The organism is Microbacterium sp. NPDC055599 (assembly GCF_053618975.1).
This window is the reverse complement of record NZ_JBSHIM010000011.1, coordinates 17,571-40,087: the sequence shown is the minus strand read 5'-3', so window position 1 is coordinate 40,087 and position 22,517 is coordinate 17,571. Positions and strand designations below refer to the sequence as shown.

Annotated in this window: 18 protein-coding genes; 6 read left to right on the top strand and 12 right to left on the bottom strand. The window is 71.3% G+C overall.

From position 1 onward, the window contains the following. The first annotated feature begins 31 nt into the window (after positions 1–31). Positions 32–1,486 carry a phytoene desaturase family protein gene (locus tag ACWGQ1_RS12085; protein ID WP_136036213.1) on the top strand — a complete coding sequence of 485 codons (1,455 nt, stop codon included), beginning with the start codon at positions 32–34 and terminating at the stop codon, positions 1,484–1,486. Positions 1,487–1,532: 46 nt separating this feature from the next. After that, positions 1,533–2,576 (top strand): ATP-dependent DNA ligase, encoded by a 1,044-nt coding sequence (locus ACWGQ1_RS12080; protein WP_136036212.1) that lies wholly within the window; start codon positions 1,533–1,535, stop codon positions 2,574–2,576. Between the two features lie 6 nt (positions 2,577–2,582). Here the strand turns inward: ACWGQ1_RS12080 and ligD are convergent, their stop codons facing one another. From ligD to ACWGQ1_RS12060, 4 genes are all read right to left on the bottom strand, one after another. Further along, positions 2,583–3,653, bottom strand: a complete 1,071-nt coding sequence (gene ligD, locus ACWGQ1_RS12075; protein ID WP_136036211.1) for a non-homologous end-joining DNA ligase — start codon at positions 3,651–3,653, stop codon at positions 2,583–2,585. Between the two features lie 64 nt (positions 3,654–3,717). Next, the gene (locus tag ACWGQ1_RS12070) at positions 3,718–4,980 is read right to left on the bottom strand and encodes an SseB family protein (protein ID WP_452313035.1); all 1,263 of its coding nucleotides are present in this window, start codon (positions 4,978–4,980) and stop codon (positions 3,718–3,720) included. Positions 4,981–5,025: 45 nt separating this feature from the next. Continuing rightward, positions 5,026–7,494: an ATP-dependent helicase gene (locus ACWGQ1_RS12065; RefSeq protein ID WP_136035931.1), complete on the bottom strand. Its 2,469-nt coding sequence runs from the start codon at positions 7,492–7,494 to the stop codon at positions 5,026–5,028. Positions 7,495–7,595: 101 nt separating this feature from the next. Then, positions 7,596–10,709, bottom strand: a complete 3,114-nt coding sequence (locus ACWGQ1_RS12060) for a lamin tail domain-containing protein (RefSeq protein WP_452313034.1) — start codon at positions 10,707–10,709, stop codon at positions 7,596–7,598. 580 nt (positions 10,710–11,289) lie between these two features. Between ACWGQ1_RS12060 and ACWGQ1_RS12055 the strand changes: the two genes are divergently transcribed. Further along, entirely contained in the window at positions 11,290–12,021 is a 732-nt protein-coding gene (locus ACWGQ1_RS12055; RefSeq protein WP_168443104.1) for a hypothetical protein, read from the top strand. 12 nt (positions 12,022–12,033) lie between these two features. On the opposite strand, the gene ACWGQ1_RS12050 is transcribed toward ACWGQ1_RS12055, so the two are convergent. Together ACWGQ1_RS12050 and ACWGQ1_RS12045 are read right to left on the bottom strand one after the other, a co-directional pair. Beyond that, the gene (locus ACWGQ1_RS12050) at positions 12,034–13,053 is read right to left on the bottom strand and encodes an ABC transporter permease (protein ID WP_136036396.1); all 1,020 of its coding nucleotides are present in this window, start codon (positions 13,051–13,053) and stop codon (positions 12,034–12,036) included. Beyond that, positions 13,050–14,066 (bottom strand): ABC transporter ATP-binding protein, encoded by a 1,017-nt coding sequence (locus ACWGQ1_RS12045; protein WP_136033545.1) that lies wholly within the window; start codon positions 14,064–14,066, stop codon positions 13,050–13,052. The genes ACWGQ1_RS12050 and ACWGQ1_RS12045 overlap by 4 nt, the downstream gene beginning before the upstream one ends. A gap of 89 nt (positions 14,067–14,155) precedes the next feature. Between ACWGQ1_RS12045 and ACWGQ1_RS12040 the strand changes: the two genes are divergently transcribed. Further along, positions 14,156–14,554: a YccF domain-containing protein gene (locus tag ACWGQ1_RS12040; protein WP_136033547.1), complete on the top strand. Its 399-nt coding sequence runs from the start codon at positions 14,156–14,158 to the stop codon at positions 14,552–14,554. Between the two features lie 10 nt (positions 14,555–14,564). Here the strand turns inward: ACWGQ1_RS12040 and ACWGQ1_RS12035 are convergent, their stop codons facing one another. Further along, entirely contained in the window at positions 14,565–15,551 is a 987-nt protein-coding gene (locus ACWGQ1_RS12035; protein ID WP_452313033.1) for a glycerophosphodiester phosphodiesterase family protein, read from the bottom strand. A gap of 90 nt (positions 15,552–15,641) precedes the next feature. Here ACWGQ1_RS12035 and ACWGQ1_RS12030 point away from each other — a divergent pair, with 90 nt between their 5' ends. Then, on the top strand, positions 15,642–16,568 hold the full coding sequence (locus ACWGQ1_RS12030; RefSeq protein ID WP_136033551.1) for a Bax inhibitor-1/YccA family protein: 927 nt from the start codon (positions 15,642–15,644) through the stop codon (positions 16,566–16,568). Positions 16,569–16,727: 159 nt separating this feature from the next. Continuing rightward, the gene (locus ACWGQ1_RS12025; protein WP_136033553.1) at positions 16,728–17,000 is read left to right on the top strand and encodes a GlsB/YeaQ/YmgE family stress response membrane protein; all 273 of its coding nucleotides are present in this window, start codon (positions 16,728–16,730) and stop codon (positions 16,998–17,000) included. A gap of 134 nt (positions 17,001–17,134) precedes the next feature. Here the strand turns inward: ACWGQ1_RS12025 and ACWGQ1_RS12020 are convergent, their stop codons facing one another. From ACWGQ1_RS12020 to ACWGQ1_RS12000, 5 genes are all read right to left on the bottom strand, one after another. Then, the gene (locus ACWGQ1_RS12020; RefSeq protein WP_378803469.1) at positions 17,135–18,406 is read right to left on the bottom strand and encodes an RNA polymerase sigma factor; all 1,272 of its coding nucleotides are present in this window, start codon (positions 18,404–18,406) and stop codon (positions 17,135–17,137) included. A gap of 25 nt (positions 18,407–18,431) precedes the next feature. Next, complete coding sequence (locus tag ACWGQ1_RS12015; protein WP_136033557.1) at positions 18,432–18,860, bottom strand: YciI family protein; 429 nt, start codon at positions 18,858–18,860, stop codon at positions 18,432–18,434. Positions 18,861–18,978: 118 nt separating this feature from the next. After that, a complete protein-coding gene (locus tag ACWGQ1_RS12010; protein WP_378822563.1) occupies positions 18,979–20,367 on the bottom strand; it encodes a glycosyltransferase in 1,389 nt (462 codons plus the stop codon). A gap of 48 nt (positions 20,368–20,415) precedes the next feature. Beyond that, complete coding sequence (gene guaA, locus ACWGQ1_RS12005; RefSeq protein ID WP_136033560.1) at positions 20,416–22,002, bottom strand: glutamine-hydrolyzing GMP synthase; 1,587 nt, start codon at positions 22,000–22,002, stop codon at positions 20,416–20,418. Beyond that, positions 21,999–22,511, bottom strand: a complete 513-nt coding sequence (locus ACWGQ1_RS12000) for a DUF3817 domain-containing protein (RefSeq protein WP_136033563.1) — start codon at positions 22,509–22,511, stop codon at positions 21,999–22,001. The genes guaA and ACWGQ1_RS12000 overlap by 4 nt, the downstream gene beginning before the upstream one ends. Positions 22,512–22,517 lie beyond the last annotated feature (6 nt).

The window sequence follows — 22,517 nt, the reverse complement described above, 5'->3', positions numbered from 1 at the left end:
CCGACCGTCTGCCGCGTGCGAGACTGGCGCCATGCCCCTCGCGACGATCATCGGCTCCGGACCGAACGGCCTCTCGGCGGGCGTCGCGCTGGCCAGAGCCGGATACCGGGTACGCGTGCTCGAAGCGGCGGACACCGCGGGCGGTGGCCTGCGCACGACCGAGGGGACCACGCTCCCGGGGTTCCGGCACGATGTGTGCTCCGCCGTGCACCCCGCCGCCCTCGCCTCGCCGTTCTTCCGGGCCTTCGGCCTCGACGAGCGCGTCACGTGGATCCGGCCCGACATCTCCTTCGCCCACCCGCTCGACGACGGGCGAGCGGCCATCGCGTGGCGCGACCTCGAACGCACCGCGGCCGACCTCGGGCCCGACCGCGACGCCTGGCTGCGACGACTGCGGCCGCTCACCACGCACATCGACGGCGTGACCGACTTCACCGGCAACCAGCTCCTGCGCATCCCGCGCGACCCCGTCACCGCGGCGCGCTACGCGGTGCGGATGCTGGATCAGGGCACTCCCCTCGCCCGCGCCGCCTTCCGCACCGACGAGGCCGCCGCCCTGATGGCGGGGGTCGTGGCGCACGCGAACTCGCCGCAGCCGACGCTCGCGGGCGCGGCGGCGGGGCTGCTGCTGGCCGCGCTCGCGCACGCCGGAGGGTGGCCGTACCCGCGCGGGGGATCCCAGACCATCGCGGACGCCCTGATCGCCGATCTCGAGGCGCACGGCGGCACCGTCGAGACCGGGGTGCACGTCGGCGACCTCGCCAGCCTCGACGGGGGCGACCCCGCGCGCGGCGACGTGCTGCTGCTGAACACCTCGCCGCGGCTCGCCCTCACGCACCCCGACATCCCCGCCCGCTATGCCAGGGCCGTGCGTACCTACCGCTACGGTGCGGCCGCCGCCAAGGTCGACTTCGCCCTGGACGGCCCCGTGCCGTGGGCCAACCCGCACGTGCGGAACGCCCCGACCGTGCACGTGGCCGGAGACCGCGACGAGGTGTGGAACAGCGAGAACGCGGTGGCGATCGGGCGCGTGAGCGACCGGCCCTACGTGCTCGCGGTGCAGCCCTCGGTGTTCGACCCGACGCGGGCTCCGGAGGGCAAGGCCGTGCTGTGGGCCTACATCCACGTCCCCGGCGGCAGCGACCTCGACCCCACCGAGCTCATCACGGCACAGGTCGAGCGGTTCGCTCCGGGGTTCCGCGACCGCATCCTCGCCCACCACGCGGTGCCGGCGTCCTCCCGCGAGGCCCTCAACCCGGCCGAGATCGGCGGCGACATCTCCGGGGGCGTGTTCGACATGCGGCAGGCGCTGCGGCGTCCCGTGCTCTCCCCCGCACCCTGGCGCACCCCGATGCCCGGCGTGTACCTCGCCTCGGCCTCGACCCCGCCCGGCCCCGCGGTCAACGGCATGGCCGGCTGGCACGCGGCGCACACCGTGCTGCGCGACGCGGGCACGCCGGCGGAGCTGGGCGACCTGTTCGGCTGACCGCAACCCCTTCCTCCCCGCGACGCCCGCGGTCCAGGATGGGTGCATGCGCTACGAGATCCCCGCCCCCATGCTCGCCAAGGCGACCGCCACGGTGCCCGACCCCGTGAAGCATCCCGGCGGACTGCTCTTCGAGCCGAAGTGGGACGGCTTCCGCGGGCTGATCGCCTGGGACGGCGAGACCGTCGAGATCGGATCCCGCGGCGCGAAGCCCCTCACGCGCTACTTCCCCGAGCTCGTCGACGCGATCCCGGAGCTGCTCCCCGGCCCGTGCCTGCTCGACGGGGAGATCGTGGTGGCGACCGGGCCGCAGGGAGCGCAGCGGCTGGACTGGGAAGCCCTCAGCCAGCGCATCCACCCTGCCGCCTCGCGCATCGCGAAGCTCGCCGCGGAGACCCCTGCCATGTTCGTGGCCTTCGACCTGCTCGCGTACGGCGAGGACGACCTGCAGACGCAGAGCTTCGAGACGAGGCGCGCCCGGCTGGAGAGCGTGATGGAGGCGGTCGAGCATCCCCTGCACCTCACCCGCACCACGCGCGACCGCGACGCCGCCGTCCGCTGGCTCGAGGAGTTCGAGGGTGCCGGGCTCGACGGCGTCGTGGCGAAGCCGCTCGACCAGCCCTACGCGCCGGGCAAGCGCACCCTGCTCAAGATCAAGCATGCCCGCACCGCCGACGTGGTCGCGCTCGGCTACCGCATCCACAAGTCCGGCTCCGGGGTGGGCTCGCTGCTGGTCGGGCTGTACGACGCCGACGGGACACTGCGCCAGGTCGGCGGTGTCGCGGCCTGGAGCGACGCGCGGCGCCAGCAGCTGGTGGAGGAGCTCGCGCCGCTCGTGGAGCGAGACGCCTCCGGAGCGGCCGTGACGGGCGAGGGTGAGCGTTCGCGGTTCAGCGGGTCGAAGGACGTGTCGTTCGTGCGCCTCCGCCCCGAGCGCGTGCTGGAGGTGCGGTACGACCAGCTGGAGGGTGCGCGCTTCCGCCACACGGTGCAGTTCGAGCGGTGGCGACCCGACCGCGACGCGCGCTCCTGCACGTACGACCAGCTCGACACGGTCGCGGGTTACGACCTCGCCGACGTGCTCAGCTGAGCCGGGTCAGTCCTCGACGGGGTTGCCGTTCTCGTCCCAGTTCGCGGCGTTCTTCTTGCTGGGCTGCACGCGCGGCGGCTCGCCGGGCATCTTGGGGAACTCGGGCGGGAACGGCAGCTCGCCCAGCCCCGCCGCCAGGTCTCGCTCCCACCATTCCAGGAGGGTGTCGATGCGTCCCGGCGTCGCCTGCATGTCGGCCCACGGGTCGCCGATGTCGTCGAGTCGCTGCGGGATGCTGCGCACCGTGAACGAGCGCGGATCGACGTCGTCGAGCTCGTCCCAGTGCACCGGCGTCGAGACGGTCGCTCCCGGGAGCGCACGGGGGCTGTAGGCGCCGGCCATGGTGCGGTCGCGGTTGGCCTGGTTGAAGTCCACGAACAGCCGCTCGCCGCGCTCCTCCTTCCACCAGTTCGTCGTGACCCGGTCGGGCATGCGTCGTTCCAGCTCGCGCCCTGCCGCGATCACCGCGTGCCGCACGTCGAGGAACTCGTGCGTCGGCTCGATCGGCGCGAACACGTGCAGGCCGCGGTTGCCGCTCGTCTTCGCGAACGCCTCCAGACCGGCCTCGCGCAGCACCTCCCGCAGCGCGTGGGCCGCGGGCACGGCCTCGGCGAAGCCGGTGCCGGGCTGGGGGTCGAGGTCGATGCGCAGCTCCACCGGGTTGTCGGAGTTCTCCGCCAGCGACGCCCACGGGTGGAACACGATCGTGTTCATCTGCACCGCCCACACGATCGCGCTGGGCCGGGTGAGCACGATCTGCGGGTGTCGGCGGCCGCTGTTGTACGTCACGGTCACGGCATCGACGAAGTCGGGGGTGCCCTTGGGCGGGTTCTTCGAGAAGAAGCCCTCCGCCCTCGGCTCCCCGCTCGCGCCGACGCCGTCGCGGAACCGTTCGAGCGACACGGGGCGATGGCCGTTGGCCGACAGGAACGGCTGCGCGACCTGCTGCACGTACTCCGCCAGCTCGGCCTTGGTGATGCCGAGGTCGGGCCACACCACCCGGTTCGGGCTGGAGAGGGAGACCTCGCGCTCCCCGTCGGGGTCGGAGACGGTTAGGGTCACGCGTTCGGAGGCCATGATCCGACCCTAGGGCGCACCCCCGACGGGCGGAACCCCCGGCGGCCGGGGGAACACGCTCGGCTCAGTCGTCGATCTGCACGGCGCGGACGAGCACCGGTGCGAGGGCGTCGCGCTCCACCACGATCGACGGACCGGCGGAGTCCACGATCACGCCCGCCATCTCGGCGTGACTCGTGAGCACCTTCGCCAGCTGCTCCGGCTCGAACGGCAGCGGCCGGTCCCCACGCCCCAGGGCGATGACCTCCAGCGGGTGCGAGAAGAGCTGCAGGAACCGGCGGCCGTCGGCGGTCTGGGCCTCGGCGATGCCGACCTGACCGGTTCCGGATCCGTCGTTCACGGCCACCCACATGCGCGTCGTCGCGAGGGCCTCCCCCACTTTCGCCGGGGTGTCCTGCGCGCGCGGGCCAGCGATCAGGGACTTGACCGTCATCTCGGTGTCGGCCTGCTCGAGCGTCTTCTCCAGCAGCTCCGTGGGGAACACCACGCGGTGCGGCGCCGAGGCGTTGTCGATGATGAGTCCGGCGAACTCCCCCGCGACCACGTGCTGCATGACCGAGGTGGACGGCTGCGCGACCGCCGACGTCGCGGAGGGGTCACCCTCGAGCTGCACGGAGTCGCGCACCGCGGCCGCCGAGCTGAACGCGAGCATGAACTGACGATCGCCGTCGCGCACGACCGCGACCGCGAGCGGCTTGCCCTCGCTGATCTGCTCCCTGGCGTCGCCGTTCACGCGGATGAACAGGTGACTCTGCAGCGCCTGCCGCAGCACCCCGAGCAGTTGCTCGTTCGACGCTCCGGCCTCGATCTGGGCCAGGGCCTCGCGCAGCAGGACGTTGTCCTTCATGCCGGGGACGCTCTCCGTCTGCTCCGGCGGGAGGGCCGGGGCCAGCGGCAGCTTCCGCTCCTGCGGCGTCGCGGGCTGCCCGGTCGGGCGCGCGGCGGGGGCGGTCGCGGAGGGTGCGGAAGCGGGGGCGGTGGAGGCGGGGGCGGTGGCGGGAGAGGTGACGGTGGGGGCGCTGGGGTCCGGCTCGGCAGCGGGGGGCGCGACCTCGGGGCCGGCCTCGGCGCCGACGCCGCGGAACGCCTGCACGGAGATGCCCACGGTCGGCGTCGCGGCGGCCTCGGGCGCAGGATCCGTACCCTCGGTCGCCGGCGCTCCGGTCGCGGAGGCGGTTCCCTCGGGCGCGCTCGCCTCGGACGCGGTTCCCTCGGGCGCGGTCGTCTCGAGTGCGGTCGTCTCAGGAGACTCGACCGGGGTGGACTCGACCTCGGGGGAAGCGACAGCGTCGTCGCCGGACTTCTTGCGGCGGGAGAAGAGGGCCATATGAGCCAGCCTAACCGTCTGCGTGTTCCGGCCCCGCGAGCGGCGCTACAGCTTCTCGATCGGCGCGACCTTGATGAGCAGCTTCTTCTGCCCCGCCGTGTCGAACCGCACGTGGGCGATCCGCTTCGCCCCCTCGCCCGTGACCGCGTCCACGCGGCCCTCGCCGAAGTCGACGTGCCGGATGCGGTCGCCCGCCGCGAGCTCCAGGTCGCCGTTGTCGCGCATCTTGGCCGTCACCCGGTTGGGGATCTTGTCCATCGCGGTCGACAGGGGCTTGAGCGACTCCCGCGGCAGCGGCTTGACGCCGAACCGGTCGCCGGAGCCCGAACCGCCGAAGCCACCAGAGCGCCGCGCGTTGAGGGCCCTCGACTGCATGCCGCCGCGCGAGTTCACGTCGCCGGGCGACTGCCGCCAATCGATCAGCGCCGCGGGGATCTCCTGCAGGAACCGGCTCGGCATCGCCACCGACACCTCGCCGAACTGAGCCCGCGTCATCGCGAGCGACAGGTGCAGGCGCTTGCGGGCGCGGGTGATGCCGACGTAGAACAGTCGACGCTCCTCCTGCGGCCCCCCGGGCTCCCCCGCAGAGATGCGGTGCGGGATGAGGTCTTCCTCCACACCCGTCACGAACACCGCGTCGTACTCCAGGCCCTTGGCGGTGTGCATCGTCATGAGCGACACCGACCCCGACTCGTCGTCGAGGTCGTCGGCGTCGGACACCAGGGCGACCTCGGTGAGGAAGTCGGTGATCGTGCCCTCGGGGTTGTTGCGCGCGAAGTCGCGGGTCACGGCGACGAACTCGTCGAGGTTCTCCACGCGCGCCTCGTCCTGCGGGTCGCGGCTGGCGCGCAGCGCGTCGAGGTAGCCGCTCTTGGACAGCAGCAGGCTCAGACCGTCGGCCACCGACGTGGGCGGCGGCACCTCGCCCGTGGCGGGCAGCATGATCGCGGTCGCCTCCGCGAGCACGGCGTCGAGCTGCGCGATCGCGGCCTGGATCTTGGGCCCGACACCGAGCTGACCGGGCATCGACAGCGCCTCCCGGAACGTGATGCCGTGCTCGTCGGCGAACCGGGCGATCGCGGTCTCGGTCACATCGCCGATGCCGCGCCGCGGCTTGTTGAGGATGCGGCGCACCGCCATCTCATCGGCTGGGTTCGCGACGGCGACCAGGTAGGCCAGCGCGTCCTTGATCTCGGCGCGCTCGTAGAACTTGGTGCCGCCCATGATCTTGTAGGGCACGGCCGAGCGGATGAAGATCTCCTCCAGCGCGCGCGACTGCGAGTTCGTGCGATAGAACACGGCCATCTCGGAGTACGGCATGCCGGCGCGGTGCAGCGCCTCGACCTCGTCGGCGACGAACTGCGCCTCGTCGTGCTGCGAGTAGCCGGTGAACCCGATGATCTTGTCGCCGTCGCCCCGGTCGCTCCAGAGCTTCTTGTCCTTGCGGTCGAAGTTGTTGCCGATCACGGCGTTCGCCGCGGAGAGGATGTTCTGCGTGGAGCGGTAGTTCTGCTCCAGCAACACGACCTTCGCGCCGGGGAAGTCGCGCTCGAACTCGCTGATGTTGCGGATGTCGGCGCCGCGGAACGCGTAGATCGACTGGTCGGAGTCGCCGACCACCGTGAGCGAGGCTCCCGGTTCGCCCGCGCCCGCGGAGGGCACGGGGTCGGGCTCGAAGATCATCATGCCGTTCGAGGCATACGGATCGGGCGCCGATCCGACACCCGACACCGGACGCGTGAGCTCGTGGATGAGCGCGTACTGGGCGTGGTTGGTGTCCTGGTACTCGTCGACCAGGATGTGCCGGAACCGCCGCCGATACGTGTCCGCGACCTGCGGGAACGCCCGGAACAGGTACACGGTCTGCCCGATCAGGTCGTCGAAGTCGAACGCGTTCGCGCGCTGCAGCTGCCGCTGGTAGTCGGCGAACACCTCGACGAACACGCGCTCCGCCGGATCGGTCATGTTCGCCTGGCGCGCGTAGGACTCGGCGTCGGACAGCTCGTTCTTGAGCTTGGAGATGCGCCCCTGCACCGAGGCGGGGGTGAGGCCGTACGCGTCGGCCTCGTGCTCCTTCACCAGGCGCTTGATGAGCGCGCGCGAGTCGCCGGAGTCGTAGATCGTGAAGTTCTTCGTGAAGCCGAACTGCTGCGCCTCGCGGCGGAGGATGCGCACGCAGGCCGAGTGGAAGGTGGAGATCCACATGCCCCGCGCGGCGTCGCCGATGATGCCCTCGACACGCTCGCGCATCTCGCCGGCGGCCTTGTTCGTGAAGGTGATGGCGAGGATCTGGCTCGGCCACGCCTCGCGGTTGCGGAGCAGCGAGGCGATGCGGCGCGTGAGCACGCTGGTCTTGCCCGACCCCGCCCCCGCGACGATCAGGAGTGCGGGGCCGCGGTAGGTGACGGCCTCGAGCTGCTGCGGGTTCAGGCCGGCGAGGAGGTCGTCCTGTGCGGGGGCGCCGGAGGACTGGGGGCCGACGGATCCGGGGACGATGAGAGGGGCTTCGGTCATGACCTTACGAGTCTAGGCGGCGGCACCGACATCGCGGTCGCGGGAGTCGTGCGCACGCCGAGAGGGGCGCGCGAGCCTCGCCCGCGCGCCCCTCCGCCCGATCAGTGCGCGCGACGGCGGCGTCCGACCGCCACCGCACCGGACGTGAGCAGCACGAGCGCCAGCACCGCCGCCGCGACCGGAAGCTCTGCGCCCGTGGCAGCGAGGCCGCCCGCGGCGCCCGTGCCCTCCGCGATGCGCAGATCAGCCCAGCCCAGCAGGGCTCCGTCCGCCGCGTAGACCGCGATGCGGTGCGCGCCGAGGGCCGCGTCCGCCGGGACCGTGACCGTGAGGGCACCCGTCGCCGAGAGGGTCCCCGTGGCGAGGCGCACCGGGTCGGAGTACAGCCACACCTCGGCGGCGGTGCCGGCGGCGGCGGAGCCGACCGAGACCGTGACCCGCTGACCCCGGCTCGCGACCGCCGGGTCGACCGTCACGCCGTGACGGTTGCCGTCGACGAGGTCGGTCCCCGGCAGCGGCGGAGTGCCGGTGCCCGGGTTCTCGCCGCCCGGGTTCTCGCCGTCCACGCCGCCTGGCAGCGTGCCCATGCGCAGCGCCTGCGCGGCGAAGCCGTCGGCGAACCACCACACCGGGCGCTGTCCGTCGACAGACAGCGAGGCCGGCGCGGTCGCGAAGCCCTCGTTGTTGATGTCGGGCATGCCCGCCGGTCGCGCATAGTGGGCGATGCCCGGCTGTGCGGTGCCGTTGAGGGTGACCTCGGCCGAACGACCCTGGCAGCCGTCGTCGCAGACCGCCCACAGCGTGTTCCGCACCGTGTCCCAGTCGAGGGCCATGACGCCGGCGAGACCCGGCGCGAGCTCCGACACCAGGGTCGCGGTGCCGTCCGCGGCGAGCGCGAAAGCGTAGACGTGCCCGTTGTCCTCCACCGCGACCAGGAACAGGCCGCTGCCGTGACCGGCGTGGTCGGCGGGGTCGTAGGCGGCGCCCGTGGTGTCGTCGAAGAGCTTCCCGGCGAGCGCCGCGTCCGGCACCCACTGCACGGCCTCCACGCCGAGGTTCGCGCCGACCGCGGGAAGCAGTGCCGTCAGGTCCCACTCCTGCAGGGCGACCAGGTCTCCGGCGTTCGCCTCGGGGTCGACCTTCAGCACGACGTTCCGGTTCACGCCCTTCGCGCTGTTGTCGCGCTCGGAGGCGACGTAGACGAAGCCGTCGCCGTCGACCGTGATGCCCTCGGTGTCGGGGCCGGCGGCGCCGGGGTCCTGCGCATCCTTCTGGAAGCGGACGCGCTTGCCCTCGTCCCAGCCGTCGGCCTTCTCGACCGAGCCGTCGGCGTGCGCATCGAGCTTCCAGATGCGCCCCTCGCCGTTGTCCACGGCCCACAGCACCGCACCGTCGGCCGTCTCCTGCACGTCGAGGCCGGAGCTGTCCTCCAGGAACGTCGGGGTCTCGTCGACCACGCGCACCTCCGCGGAGCCGGGCCACACGCCCACCGGCACCTCGCCGGCGCACACGTTCGCTGCACCCTTGGTCGACTCCGCAGTGACCGCGAAGGCGCCCGTCAGATCGGGGCAGCGGCCCCAGGTGACGGCCGCGTGCCCCTCACCCCAGCTGGTCTCGTCGACGAGCAGATCGCCGTCGAACACCCGCACCGCGTCGCCTCCGCCGAGGCCGAACCCGAGCTGCGCGCGCTCGATCACGAGGTAGCCGCCCGCGGCGATCGAGGTGCCGGCGGGGATCGCGTAGGCGTGCGCGTCGTCGTCGTCCTTCACGACGATGCCCGACACGTCGAGGGCCACCGTCGTCGGGTTCACGAGCTCGACCCAGTCGTCGGGCGAGCCGCCGTCAGACTCCACCTCGTTGATGCGCACCGGGTTGCCGCAGGCGTTGCGCGCTCCCTTGGTGGCGGCTGGTGCATCTATGAACTCGCCCGAGCCGTCGGCGCAGCGCGCCCACACACCCTCGGCGTGTGCGGGGTACACGTGCTGATCGACCGCGGTGCCGTTCGCGTCGCGGATCGTCACGGTGTCGCCGTTGCCGAGCCCGAAGACGAAATCCTCGGGCTGGTCGAACACCAGGTAACCGCCGGGCGCCAGCACGGTGCCGGCGGGAAGCGGCGTGGTCTCGGCGGCGTGCCCGACCGGGTCGTTGTCCATCACGGTCCACCCCGACAGGTCGACCGGCGTGCTGCCGGTGTTGATGACCTCGACCCAGTCGGTGGCGTCGCCGTTCGACTCGATCTCGTTGATCGCGACCGACGGCAGGACGCAGGAGTTCGCCGCTCCCGGGGTCGCGTAGGCGAGCACGAACGCGCCGACCCCGTCGGGGCAGCGGGCCAGGGTGGCAGCGGCGGCGTCCCCGTCGATCGCGGCATGACCCTGCCAGGGCAGCGTGTCGTCGATCATCGCTCCCGACGCGTCGAAGAGACGGATGCGGTCGGCGCTGCCGATGCCGATCGGGTCGCGGAACGCGGTCTCGACGCCGTCGACCAGGCCGATCGTGCCCTCCTCCACCACGAGGAACTGTCCCGCCGCGATCTGCGTGCCCGGCAGGAACGTCCAGCGGTGGTCGTCGGAGTTGTCGCGGATCTCGTATCCGGAGAGGTCGAGCGCCTCGGTGCCCGGGTTGTGGAACTCCACCCAGTCGGCGGGCTGCGAGTCGACCTCGTTGATGCGGATCGAGCCGTCGACGGGCGCAACGCTGCAGTCGTTGGGCGCTCCCGGCGTCACCGCGGTCGCCGGCGCCCAGGCCCCCGTGCCGTCGGGGCAACGCGCCCATACCGACAGCGGGGCCGTGTTGTCGTACGCGTAGGAGTCGACCTCGACGCCGCTGGGGTCGACGAGCACGACCTCGTCGCCCTTGCCGAGCCCGAACGGGAAGTCCACGTCCTTCACGAGCACGAGGAACTCGCCGGGCGCCAGCACCGTGCCCTCCGGTGCTCGACCGACGCTGTCGCGCTTCTCGTCCGCGATGGTCCAGCCCGCGAGGTCCACGGGGGTGTCGCCCGCGTTGTACAGCTCGACCTGGTCGGCGAGCCCGGTGGGCGCGTCGTCGTAGACGATCTCGTTCAGTACGAGCCCCGACGGGTCGGCGACCGGCGCGGTCTCTTCGGTCGGACGGACGCCGGTGGCGGCGACCGCGGCGGGGGCGGCGAGCAGGGCGGCGGCGCTCAGTGCGCACACCGCCGCGACCGCCGCTGCGGACTGCAAGCGGGGCATGGAGTCTCCTGGAGGGATCGCCCGGACGGGCTCAGACGGGTATGAGCCCAGACCACCGACCCCCGGTGGACGCCGTCGGTCCGCCCGGTGCACGGAGGGTGAACGGCGGGTGGCGATCCCGCGGCCTCCGTCGCTGTTTCATCCCGATATCCCAAAACCCCTGCGTCCGCGTACCCGCGACTTCGACTTACCGTGGCCCGCACGAGGCCCGGATTCCGACCGGTCCTGATGCCCGGGTCCACCAGTTTCGAGGGAGTAGCAACGTGCAAACGACAGTCAATTCCGGGCGGGGATCCCGATTCTCCGCCGCCATTTTGACGGCCCTGTTGGCCTTCATGCTGACCATCGGGACAGCAGAGCAGGCTAGCGCGGCGATGCATTGGCGTCCATGGCAAAGCGGTTTCAAATCGATCAGCACCTGCGAAGCTCGCTGGAAGCATCTGAAGTCGTCTGGCCTCGCGGCCAAGTACGGCCTCTATGATCACCAGTGCCGTCGCGACACGAAGGCACCCGGTTACCCATGGCCGCCTTATAAATACGCGCTCTGGGTCCTGGAAGACAACCCCTACGACCCCTGCGGATGCTGATGCCCCCTATCGAACCCCTTACAGCATTCCTCGGCGTGGGCTCGACGGTGACATGCACGGGCGCTCTTCGACGAGAGGGCGATTCCCAGCTTGAGATCGAGCGCCCCTCCGAACCACCGCTTCCAGGAGCGCGACTGCGTCTCACCGATCCGAGCGCCGAACTTCTGGCCGCTCAGGACGGCGGCCTCGTGCAGATCCAGGCAACGGTGACGGAGCGTGCGCTCCGGGTGATCTCGGCGCGTCCAGCGTTAACGCGCGAACCGCCGGCGAGATTCCGCGGGATCGAGGAGCATGTTCCCGCGCCGTTCGACGCGCCGTTCGCCGAGGACGTAGCGAACCTGCTGTTCTCCGACGATCCGCCCCTCGCGGCCGAGTGGGTTCCGTTGTGCCAGGAGCGTCACGGGTCACGCCACTACCTTCACTACGTGGTGGCGTACGACGTCGACACGGTGCGGGATCGACTACGCCCGTTCTTCGGCGACGATCTCCGCGTCGTAGCCTCCGCCCACACGCTCGCGCAGGTGCGCGATGCACACGCTCGAATCGTCCGCGCCGATCCGCTCAACCTCGAAGCCGTGGGAAGTCGTCTCGATGCGGAGGGCCATCCTGTGCTCACCGTTCAGACCCTGTTCCCCGACGACGACCTTCGCGTGTTGGCGGCGTCGGACGTCAGAGCACTCGTCGAGTACTCGAGCTGGGTCAGAGAATCCGAGCACAGGGCGTGACCTCCCGTACCGTCAGGCGATCCGCGTGCCGGGTGGCAGGCGTCGCGCGGGCGTGCGGGTGCGCGCCCAGGCCCCGGCGAACAGCGATCCGGCGATCACGACCTGCACCCCGAGCCCCACGAACCAGCTGGGCACCGACGACTCGATGACCTCCTGCGGTGTGCGGTAGTTCCCGTCCGTGTCGCACTCGTCCCACCGCTGCTCCAGCGGTGACTGCTGGGCGCTGCGCAGGCCGTACTTGATCTGGCCGAACAGGTCGACGGGGTACCCGTCCCTGGAGAACTCGGTGGGCGTGGCGTCCGCGAGCACCACGAACGGGTTCGCGGCGAGCGCCCACCACACCAGGTCGAAGCGCGGCGCCTCGTAGGTCGTCGACACCTCCCACCGGTCGCACTCGACGTTGCCGTTCGCGTCGTACGGACGGCTGTAGCTGGTGGCCTCGCTGCGGATCGCCATGCCGCCCAGCGCGAAGACGATCAGCGTGCCGACCACGAGCCCCGAGACGACGAGGTAGGTGGCCGCGACGGAGAACAGGGGGCGCGCGATGAGCCCGCTGAGCCCGACCCCGATCGCGGCCACCACCACGATCTCGGCCGCGAGCACGAGCAGCGACACCAGGAGCACGAGCGGATCGGCGCCGCCACCGAGCAACGACAGCGCCAGGAACGGCACGGCGACGAGCAGGAACGCCCCGCCGGTCGCGATGGCGGCGAGGAGCTTGCCCAGCATGATGTCGCCGGTCGACGCGGCCGTGACCTGGATCGCACCGAGGGTGGCGGCATCGCGGTCGCCGTTGATCGCGTTGCCGCTGAGCGTCGGCGAGACGAGCACCACGAGCAGCAGCACGATGTTGACGACGATGGAGTACACCCCGGCGCCGACCGCGTCGCCCCAGGAGTACACGGCGAACGCGAGCCCGGTGATGCCCAGCAGCACGAGGGCGAAGACGCCGAGGAGCACGTACCAGCCGACGCTCCGCAGCCGCTGCGTGAGTTCGAGCCGGGCGATGATGCCGATGTTCGCGAGACTCATGCGCCGGCCTCCGTTCCTTCGGTGGTCGCGGGCGATGTGGCCGCGGGCGGGGCGGGCGGTGGCGGGGTCGGCGCGGTCGCCGGCTGTGCGGGCGCGGGGTGCTGCAGGTGCAGGAACGTGTGCTCGAGGTCGCTCTGCGCCGGTGCGAACTCCGCCACGGGTAGTCCCGCCTCCACGAGCCGCCGCAGCGACTGGGCGGCTGCGTCCTCCCCGGCGAACCCCACGAGCACGGCGCCGCGGTCGACGGCGAGCGACTCGGGCGCGAGGCCGAGCTGCGATGCGACCTGCCAGGTGTCGGCGCTCAGGCGCTCCGGGGTGACGCCCGCCAGGCGGATGCGCCACGCGCGCACGCTGCTCTGCGCGGGGGCGGCGTCGACCACCGATCCGGCGACGAGGAACACGGCGTCGTCGACGACCTCCTCGAGCTCCGACAGGATGTGGCTGGAGATGAGGATCGTGCGACCCTCGGCCGCGAACCGGCGCAGCAGCACCCGCAGCTGCACGCGCGCTTCGGGGTCGAGTCCGGAGGCCGGCTCGTCGAGGAGCAGCACCTGGGGGTCGTGCACGAGGGCGCGGGCGAGGCCGAGCTTCTGCTTCTGTCCGCGCGAGAGCACCTTGGCCGGCGAGTCGGCGAGCTCGCCCAGGCCGACGAGGGCGAGCAGCTGCTGGGCGCGGACGGCGGCATCCGCGGCGGTGATGCCGTAGAGCCGGGCGGTCGTGACGATGGTCTCGCGGGCGGTGAGCGAGGGCCAGGCGCCGAGGGCGTCGGGCATCCAGCCGAGCAGTCGCCGGGCCGCGAGCGGATCTTCGGCCGGGTCGACGCCGCCGATGCGGATCGTGCCGGTGTCGGGTGCCAGGAGCGACGCGAGCATGAGCAGCAGCGTGGTCTTGCCCGCACCGTTGGGCCCGACCAGTCCGGTCACCTTGCCCGGTTCCGCGCGGAGGGTGGCCGAGCGTACGGCCTGCACCGTCCCGAAGGCCCTGCTGACGTCCTGCACCAATATTCCGGTCATGCGGTCAGTCTGGCATCGGTTCGCGCGCCCACCCGGGACCTCCGGGCGGATCCCCAGCCGCGCCCGCGACCGGATGACACAATCGCAGAATGCGCACGATCCTCAACATCATCTGGGTCATCCTCGCCGGCTGGGCCCTCTTCCTCGGCTATCTGCTCGCCGGAGTGCTGCTGTGCATCCCGATCGTCACCATCCCCTGGGCGATCGCCTCGTTCCGCATCGCCCGCTACGCCATCTGGCCCTTCGGCCGCGAGGTCGTCAGCAAGCCGACCGCCGGCGTCGGCTCGTTCCTCGGCAACGTGCTCTGGGTCATCCTCGCGGGCTGGTGGCTCGCGATCGGGCACATCGTCTCCGGCCTCGCCCTGTGCGTCACCATCATCGGCATCCCGATGGGCATCGCCGACTTCAAGATGATCCCGGTCTCCCTCATGCCCCTCGGCAAGGAGATCGTCTCCACCCGCCGCGGCGCCTTCGACCGCACGCTCTGACCCGCGGACGTCAGCCCCGGAAGAACGCGACACCCAGGTCGGGGTGGTCGACGAACACGCCGTCCACGCCCTGCCGCGCGATCACGTCCCACTCGGCCTCGTAGTCGCCGAACGCCCCGCGCCCGCCGTCGCCGCGGAACCGCGGGGCGAGGAACGCGTTCTCGGGGCGGCAGGTCCACGTGAACACCGACAGGCCGCGGGCGTGGGTATCCGCGACGATCGTGTTCCCCTCGGCCAGCAGCATCTTCTTGTCGACGCTGATGCCGTCCACCTCACCCACCAGCGCGTCGAGCCCCGCGGGCGTCACCGTCTCGGGGTACGTGCGCGCCCGCTTCCCCTGCGCGACGGCCAGGTCGTACGGACGCCCCTTCGCCTCGATCAGATATACGTACGACGCCGGCACCCCGAGCGCGCGCAGCTGCCGCAGCACGGTCGACTCGAAGCTCTCGATCACCAGCGGCAGCGCGCCGTCCGCCCATCCGGCCTCGCGCAGTTCCGCGGCGATGAGCGGCGCCAGGTCGAGACCGACACTCGCGAAGTAGGTGGCGTGCTTCACCTCCAGCACCACGCCGATCTCCCTGCCGTGCTCCACCGACCCCTCGCGCACGAGGTCGAGCACCTCACGCAGCCGCAGGATCGCCTGGCCCCCGTCGAAGCTCGCGCTCGACACCCGCACCTCGGGCAGCCGCTCGCGGGTGCGCAGCGTGGCGAGCTCGTCCCACGTGAAGTCCTCGGTGAACCAGCCGGTCAGCGTCGCGCCGTCCACGCGCTTGGTCGTCCGGCGATCGGCGAACTCGGGGTGTTCCGCGACGTCGGTCGTGCCCGAGATCTCGTTCTCGTGGCGCACGATCAGCACCCCGTCCTTCGTCGCCACCACGTCGGGCTCGACCGCGTCCACGCCCATCGCCAGCGCGAGCTCATAGGAGGAGCGGCTGTGCTCCGGGCGATAGCCGGGGGCTCCGCGATGCCCGATCACGAGCGGGTTTTTCCTGGGCACGCTCACAGCGTAGAACACCCCGCGCGTGTCGCCGCCCGGGTATCGTGGAGGAAAGCGACCTACTACCCCCCTTTGGAGTGAGGCCCACCAATGAGCAACTTCGCTTTCAACAATCCTGCGTTCCAGCAGCAGGACCCGCGCAACGTCGCGACGTATCCCGGCGCTCCGCAGGCTGCTCAGGGTGCGCAGAACGCCTCGTTCACGCACGCCTCCGTCGACGCCGCCACCAACGCGCAGCTCGAGGGCATGTACGCGGCGCCGCCCGCCGGCGCCATCGAGACCGACCGCATGTCGGTCGAGGACACGGTGTGGAAGACCGCTGGACTGTTCGCGATCCTCCTCGTCACCGCCGCGGTCGGCTGGGTGTGGACCCTCGGCGGCATCTCGGCCCCGCGCTTCGACCCGTACGGCGGCAACACCGTCAACATGCTGCCGTGGATCATCGGTGCGCTCGGCGGCTTCGTGCTCGCGATGGTCATCACCTTCACCTCGCGCAAGACGGTCCGCCCCGCGCTGATCTTCGCCTACGCGGCGTTCGAGGGCCTGTTCATCGGCGGCATCTCCGCGTTCTTCGAGGTCCGCTGGCCGGGCATCGTGTTGCAGGCGACGCTCGCCACGATCGCTGTGGTCGGCGTCACCCTGGCACTGTTCGCGAGCGGCAAGATCCGTGCCTCCAAGAAGGCCACCAAGATCTTCCTCGTAGCCATGATCGGCTATCTGGTCTTCTCGCTGCTGAACCTCGTGCTGATGTGGACGAACGTCCTGCCCGCTGAGCAAGCCTTCGGTCTGTACAGCGCGAAGATCATGGGTATCCCGCTCGGTCTGATCATCGGCGTGCTCGTGGTCATCATGGCCGCGTATTCGCTGGTGCTCGACTTCGACCAGATCCAGCAGGGTGTGCGCAACGGCGCTCCCCGCAAGTACGGCTGGCTCGGCGCCTTCGGCATCATGGTCACCGTCGTCTGGCTGTACGTGGAGATCCTGCGGATCATCGCGATCGCCCGCGGCAACAACTGACGCCCGTCGCGACAGAGGCCCGTCTCCCCTCGGGGAGGCGGGCCTCTTGCCATATCCGGGGAGTGCGGCGCAAGGGGTTGGCACGCGACTGCCGATCGCGGCACTGTGGATATCACGAAGCCCCGGCCCCCCGGGGCTCCCGACATCAAGGAGCTGACCATGAGCTTTCTCGGCTTTCTTCTCCTCGGCCTCATCGCCGGAGCCATCGCCAAGCTGATCCTGCCCGGTAAGCAGGGAGGCGGGTGGTTCGTTACGCTGCTGCTCGGCGTCGTCGGCGCCCTGCTCGGAGGATGGCTCGGCAGCCTGATCCTCAACCGTCCTCTCACGGAGTTCTGGGACCTCGGAACCTGGCTCCTCGCCATCGGCGGCTCGATCATCGTGCTGCTGATCTACGGCCTCATCGTCGGCCGTGGCCAGAAGGTCAACGACTGACGCGCGACCCCACTCGACGCGCCCCCGCGTCATCACGCCCGTCCCCCACGGCTGCGACAGCATCCGTGAGGGGCGGGTCTTTTCGTTTCCCCCGGACCCGTCCTCGCGGGGATGGCCCGGCCCTACGGCGGGGCTCAGCTCACCGCCCCGCGGGCCTTGCGCTCCAGCAGCGCACGCTCGCGGTCGTTGCCCGCGATGCCCGCGGCGACCGCGAACTCGCTGCGGGCCTCGTCTTCCCGCCCGAGACGCCGCAGCAGCTCGCCACGCGTCGCCGGGAGCAGGTGATAGCCGCGCAGCGCGCCCGACGCCGCGAGCTGGTCGACGATGCGCAGCGCCGACGCGGGGCCCGTGGCCATCGCCACCGCCGCGGCGCGGTTCAGCTCCACGACCGGGGACGGGGCCAGGCGACCGAGCGCCTCGTACAGCAGCACGATCCGATCCCAGTCGGTGTCGTCGACCGAGGCCGCGATGGCATGGCACTCCGCGATCGCCGCCTGCAGGCCGTACACCCCGCGACCGCGTCCCAGCCCGTCCGCCGTCGCCAGCGCGGCGCGACCCCGGACGATGCGACTGCGATCCCAGCGGCCACGATCCTGATCCGCGAGCAGCACCGGCTCGCCGTTCGCGTCGCGGCGGGCCGGGAACCGGGCGGCGGTGAGCTCCATCAGCGCGAGCAGACCGTGCACCTCCGGCTCGCGCGGCATCAGCGCCGCCAGCACGCGCGCGAGACGGATCGCCTCCTCGCTCAGCTCCGGACGCATCCACTCCGGGCCGCTGCTCGCCGCGTGCGCCTCGTTGAACACCAGATACAGCACGCCCAGGACCGCCCCGAGCCGCTGCGCATGCTCGTCGCGCGGCGGCACCTCGAACGGCGCATGGGCCGCTGCGAGCGTCTTCTTGGCCCGCACGATGCGCTGCTGGACGGTCGCGGTCGGCACCAGGAACGCCCGGGCGATCTCCTCGCTCGACAACCCGCCGACCACGCGGAGGGTCAGCGCGACCTGCGCCTCCCTCGACAGCACGGGGTGGCACGCGATGAAGATGAGCCGCAGCACGTCGTCGTCGACCTCATCGGGGTCCCACGGATCCCGCACCTCGGCCTGCTCGCGCTCCAGGTCGTGCGCGATCAGGGCCAGACGGTCGTCCAGCCGCTCCCGACGCCGCCACGCGTCCACCGCCTTGCGCTTGGCGACCGCGGTGAGCCACGCGGCCGCATTGCGCGGCACCCCGTCGACGGGCCACTGGCGCAGTGCGTCGACCAGCGCCTCCTGCGCCAGATCCTCGGCGAGCCCGAAGTCGCCGACCATGCGGGTGAGCGTGCCCACGATGCGTGCGGACTCGATGCGCCACACCGCGGCGACGGCCCGCTCCGCCGACCCCTCTGCGGGGGCGGAGCGTGCCGTCATGTCGTGCGCGTCCATCGGCCGGCGGTCACTGCTGCTCGGCGCGGCGGGCCTGCTCCTCGCGCCAGCCCGCCTCCTTCTCGATCCACTCGTTGTCGGCGGGGAAGTCCTCCGGGCCGGTCACGCGGCGCACCTCGAGGTACGACCCGGGTCCGAGCGGCGCACGGCTCGCCCACTCCGCAGCCTCCTCGCGCGACGACACCTCCACGATCCAGAAGCCGTTGAACAGCTCCTTCGTCTCCCCGTAGGGGCCATCGGTGATCAGCGGCTTGTCGGCGCTGAAGTCCACCACGAAGCCCTCCGCGGCATCCGTCAGGCCCTCGCCGGCGACCAGCACGCCCGCCTTCATCATCGACTCGTTGTACCGCCCCATGGCCTCGATGACCTGCTCGAAGGGCATCTCCTGGTACGCCGCCACCGCGTCGTCGGTCGCGCGCATGATGAGCATGAACTTCATGATGTTCTCCTTGTCGGATGGGGCCGTCTCTCGACCCTCTCACTGAAGACGTCGAACGGGAACGGCCCGGATCGACATCGACGGAGAACTTTTCCTCCGACGTCCGCGCCGCCGCGGATCAGGCGCGTCGAGAGGGGCGGGCGGAGACCTCGGCGACCACGCCCGTGAGGGCGGCGAGGGAGCGCTCGGGGCTCCAGGCCGCCGCGACCGACGGCGCCTCAGCGCGCAGCACGGCCAGACGATCGGCGTCGGTCAGCAGATCGCGGAGCGCGGTCGCCAGTGCGCCCTCGTCGCCCGCGGGCACCAGCACGCCGCCACCCGCCCCGAGCACATCGCGGATGCCATAGCGGACGTCGTAGGACACGACCGGTGTGCCGTGCAGCAGCGCCTCCACGACCCCGAGCGGCTGCCCCTCGAACGCGGTCGACGTGAGCAGCAGCGACGCCCGGTCGAGCACCGTGGCCGGGTCGTCGGCATACCCGGCGAGCACCACGCGGTCGCCCGCGTCGAGCTGGGCGATCAGCGCCGCCAGCCGCTCCTGCTCCGGCCCCGTGCCCCAGATCTCCAGTCGCGTGCCGGCGACATCGGCGGCGAGGAACGCACGGATCGCGTGGTCGATGCGCTTGCCGGGCGCGAGACGTCCCAGCACCACCACGAGACCATCCTCGCGCAGGTCGGCGCGGGCCGTGACCGGCGCGATCGGGTTGGGCACCACGACGTGATTCGCGGACGCCCCGAAACGCGCGACCACGTCGTCACGCTGCGTCGCGGTCGGCCAGACCACCGCGTCGAAGCGGTCGGCCAGGCGGAACCACCGCGTCCACAGCGTGTTCATGGTCGCGTCCGGCGTGTACGGCGCCTCCACGTGCATCGTGTGGATCGTGTGGACGATGCGCACGCGCGGGTCGTCCCAGTCAGCGATGAGCTCGCCCAGCTGCCGCGACTCGCAGATCACGACGACGCGACGGTCGCCCGAGGCGGCCACGACGTGGTCGAGCCACGCCCGGTACAGGCCGCGGAAGCCGTGCAGGGCGCCGGCCACTACTCCCGCGGCGTCGTACACCAGCACCGGCTCGTCGGTCAGGTGCCAGTCCGGGTTGCCCGGGATCACCGGGAGCGCGGCGAACGGGCGGCCCTCGACGTCGCGCAGCACCCGGTACTCGACGTCGGGGTCGGCGACGACGGCGGCATCGGCGGTCTCCCGCAGCCACGCAGCCGCCCCGCCCTCCGGTGCGATGGCCTCATCGAAGAGGTTGCGCATCCGCCCCGGGTCGGACAGCGCGCCGCGCTCCGTGAACACCCGTCGATGCTCCGCGTGGTCGGCGGCGGTACCCGGATCGAACGTCAGCAGTTCCGGTCCGGCGCCGTCGCCGACGCCCGCCGCGGCCAGCATCCGGGCGCGGGCGAGGGTCGCGATCGTGTATCCGCCGTCGAGCCCCGGGATGAGGCGGCTGGACAGCACCAGGTAGTCCGCGTCCGGAAGCACGGGTGGGGACTCCTCGGTCATCGTCTCGCACCTCCTCGGCGGACGCGGGAGCCGATCACTCGGCCCCCGTCACTCCCACTCGATCGTCCCCGGGGGCTTCGACGTGACATCGAGCACGACCCGGTTCACGTCGCGCACCCCGTTCGTGATGCGGTTCGAGATCTTCGACAGCACGTCGTACGGCAGGCGCGTCCAGTCGGCGGTCATGGCGTCTTCGCTCGACACCGGACGCAGCACGATCGGGTGGCCGTACGTGCGGCCGTCGCCCTGCACGCCCACCGAGCGCACGTCGGCCAGCAGCACCACGGGGCACTGCCAGATCTCCTGGTCGAGACCCGCCTTCGTCAGCTCTTCGCGGGCGATGGCGTCGGCCTCACGCAGAATCTCGAGACGGTCAGCGGTGACCTCACCGATGATCCGGATGCCGAGGCCGGGCCCCGGAAACGGCTGCCGTCCGACGATCGCCTCGGGGATGCCCAGCTCACGGCCGATCGCACGCACCTCGTCTTTGAACAGGGCCCGCAGCGGCTCGATCAGCTCGAAGTCGAGGTCGTCGGGCAGACCACCCACGTTGTGATGCGACTTGATGTTCGCGGTGCCCGCGCCTCCGCCGGACTCCACCACGTCGGGGTAGAGCGTGCCCTGCACGAGGAACTTCACCGGGGCGCCGCCGTCGGCCTTCGCCTCTTCCACGAGGTCGAGCTGCACCTTCTCGAACGCGCGGATGAACTCGCGGCCGATGATCTTGCGCTTCTCCTCCGGGTCGGTCACACCCTTCAGGTGTCCGAGGAAGGTCTCGGCCGCGTCGACCGTGATGAGCCGCACGCCGGTCGACTCGACGTAGTCCTTCTCGACCTGCTCACGCTCGCCCTTGCGGAGCAGCCCGTGGTCGACGAACACCGCGGTGAGCTGGTCGCCGATGGCCTTGTGCACGAGGGCGGTCGAGACCGCGGAGTCGACGCCTCCGGACAGCGCGGAGATGACGCGGGCGTCGCCGACCTGCTCGCGGATGCGCTCGACCTGCTCGGCGATCACGTTGTCGGGGTTCCAGTCGGACGCGAGCCCCGCGCCCTTGTGGAGGAAGTTCTCCAGCACGCGCTGGCCGTGGTCGGAGTGCTTGACCTCGGGGTGCCACTGCACGCCGTAGAAACGGCGCTCCTCGTTCGCGAACGCCGCGACCTTGGTCGCCTCGGTCGTGGCGAGGACCTCGAAGCCCTCCGGCGCTTTCGCGACCTGGTCGCCGTGACTCATCCACACGTTCTGCTCCGCGGGCTGCCCGCCCAGCAGGACGCCGCCGTCGCCGGAGATCACGGCATCGGTCGCGCCGTACTCGCGCAGCCCGGTGTTCGCGACCTCGCCGCCGAGGGTCTGCGCCATGTACTGGAAGCCGTAGCAGATGCCCAGCGTGGGCACGTCGAGATCGAACACGGCGGGGTCGAGCTTCGGCGCCCCCTCCTCGTACACCGACGACGGGCCGCCGGACAGGATGATCGCCACCGGGTTCTTGGCGGCGATCTCCGCGGCCGTGGCCGTGTGCGGCACGATCTCGCTGTAGACGCCGGCCTCCCGCACACGACGGGCGATCAGCTGCGCGTACTGCGCGCCGAAGTCGACGACGAGCGCGGGGCGCTGCTGGGTCTCGGACTGTTCGGTCAACGGACACCTTCCGGGGCGGTCGCGGAGGCCTCCTCGGCCTCCCGGGTGGCGAGATAGGACTTCACTTCACGGGCGACGATGGCCTCCATGAAGAACGACAGCAGCGGCACGACACCGCCGAGGGCGAGCAGGATGAACCGCGGGAACGGCCAGCGCATCAGGCTCCACATGCGGAAGCATGCGAACAGGTAGACCACGTAGAACCAGCCGTGGGCCACCAGGATGAACAGCGACAGGTTGAAGCCGTCGCCCAGCGACGTCATCTCGCAGGAGTTCGTCATCGGGGCGAACAGCGACCACCACTGGCAGTCGGGGCCCGCGATCACGCCCGCGAACCAGAGCGGTCCGCCGGAGCCTCCCGCGAAGAGCTCGAGGTGGATCGGCGTGTACTTGAGCACCATCTCGGTCAACAGCAGGAGCAGCATGACTCCCGTGATGATCGACGCGATCTGGTAGAACTTCAGCGCACCGCGGATCGCCGGAAAGCTGGCGACTTTCGGTTCGGGCATGGGTCC

What these genes read in the sequence shown, in the direction of transcription:
- ACWGQ1_RS12085 (WP_136036213.1), top strand. Translation starts at nt 32, where the DNA reads ATGCCCCTCGCGACGATCATCGGCTCCGGACCGAACGGCCTCTCGGCG.
- ACWGQ1_RS12080 (WP_136036212.1), top strand. Translation starts at nt 1,533, where the DNA reads ATGCGCTACGAGATCCCCGCCCCCATGCTCGCCAAGGCGACCGCCACG.
- ligD (WP_136036211.1), bottom strand. Translation starts at nt 3,653, where the DNA reads ATGGCCTCCGAACGCGTGACCCTAACCGTCTCCGACCCCGACGGGGAG.
- ACWGQ1_RS12070 (WP_452313035.1), bottom strand. Translation starts at nt 4,980, where the DNA reads ATGGCCCTCTTCTCCCGCCGCAAGAAGTCCGGCGACGACGCTGTCGCT.
- ACWGQ1_RS12065 (WP_136035931.1), bottom strand. Translation starts at nt 7,494, where the DNA reads ATGACCGAAGCCCCTCTCATCGTCCCCGGATCCGTCGGCCCCCAGTCC.
- ACWGQ1_RS12060 (WP_452313034.1), bottom strand. Translation starts at nt 10,709, where the DNA reads ATGCCCCGCTTGCAGTCCGCAGCGGCGGTCGCGGCGGTGTGCGCACTG.
- ACWGQ1_RS12055 (WP_168443104.1), top strand. Translation starts at nt 11,290, where the DNA reads ATGCTGATGCCCCCTATCGAACCCCTTACAGCATTCCTCGGCGTGGGC.
- ACWGQ1_RS12050 (WP_136036396.1), bottom strand. Translation starts at nt 13,053, where the DNA reads ATGAGTCTCGCGAACATCGGCATCATCGCCCGGCTCGAACTCACGCAG.
- ACWGQ1_RS12045 (WP_136033545.1), bottom strand. Translation starts at nt 14,066, where the DNA reads ATGACCGGAATATTGGTGCAGGACGTCAGCAGGGCCTTCGGGACGGTG.
- ACWGQ1_RS12040 (WP_136033547.1), top strand. Translation starts at nt 14,156, where the DNA reads ATGCGCACGATCCTCAACATCATCTGGGTCATCCTCGCCGGCTGGGCC.
- ACWGQ1_RS12030 (WP_136033551.1), top strand. Translation starts at nt 15,642, where the DNA reads ATGAGCAACTTCGCTTTCAACAATCCTGCGTTCCAGCAGCAGGACCCG.
- ACWGQ1_RS12025 (WP_136033553.1), top strand. Translation starts at nt 16,728, where the DNA reads ATGAGCTTTCTCGGCTTTCTTCTCCTCGGCCTCATCGCCGGAGCCATC.
- ACWGQ1_RS12020 (WP_378803469.1), bottom strand. Translation starts at nt 18,406, where the DNA reads ATGACGGCACGCTCCGCCCCCGCAGAGGGGTCGGCGGAGCGGGCCGTC.
- ACWGQ1_RS12015 (WP_136033557.1), bottom strand. Translation starts at nt 18,860, where the DNA reads ATGAAGTTCATGCTCATCATGCGCGCGACCGACGACGCGGTGGCGGCG.
- ACWGQ1_RS12010 (WP_378822563.1), bottom strand. Translation starts at nt 20,367, where the DNA reads ATGACCGAGGAGTCCCCACCCGTGCTTCCGGACGCGGACTACCTGGTG.
- ACWGQ1_RS12000 (WP_136033563.1), bottom strand. Translation starts at nt 22,511, where the DNA reads ATGCCCGAACCGAAAGTCGCCAGCTTTCCGGCGATCCGCGGTGCGCTG.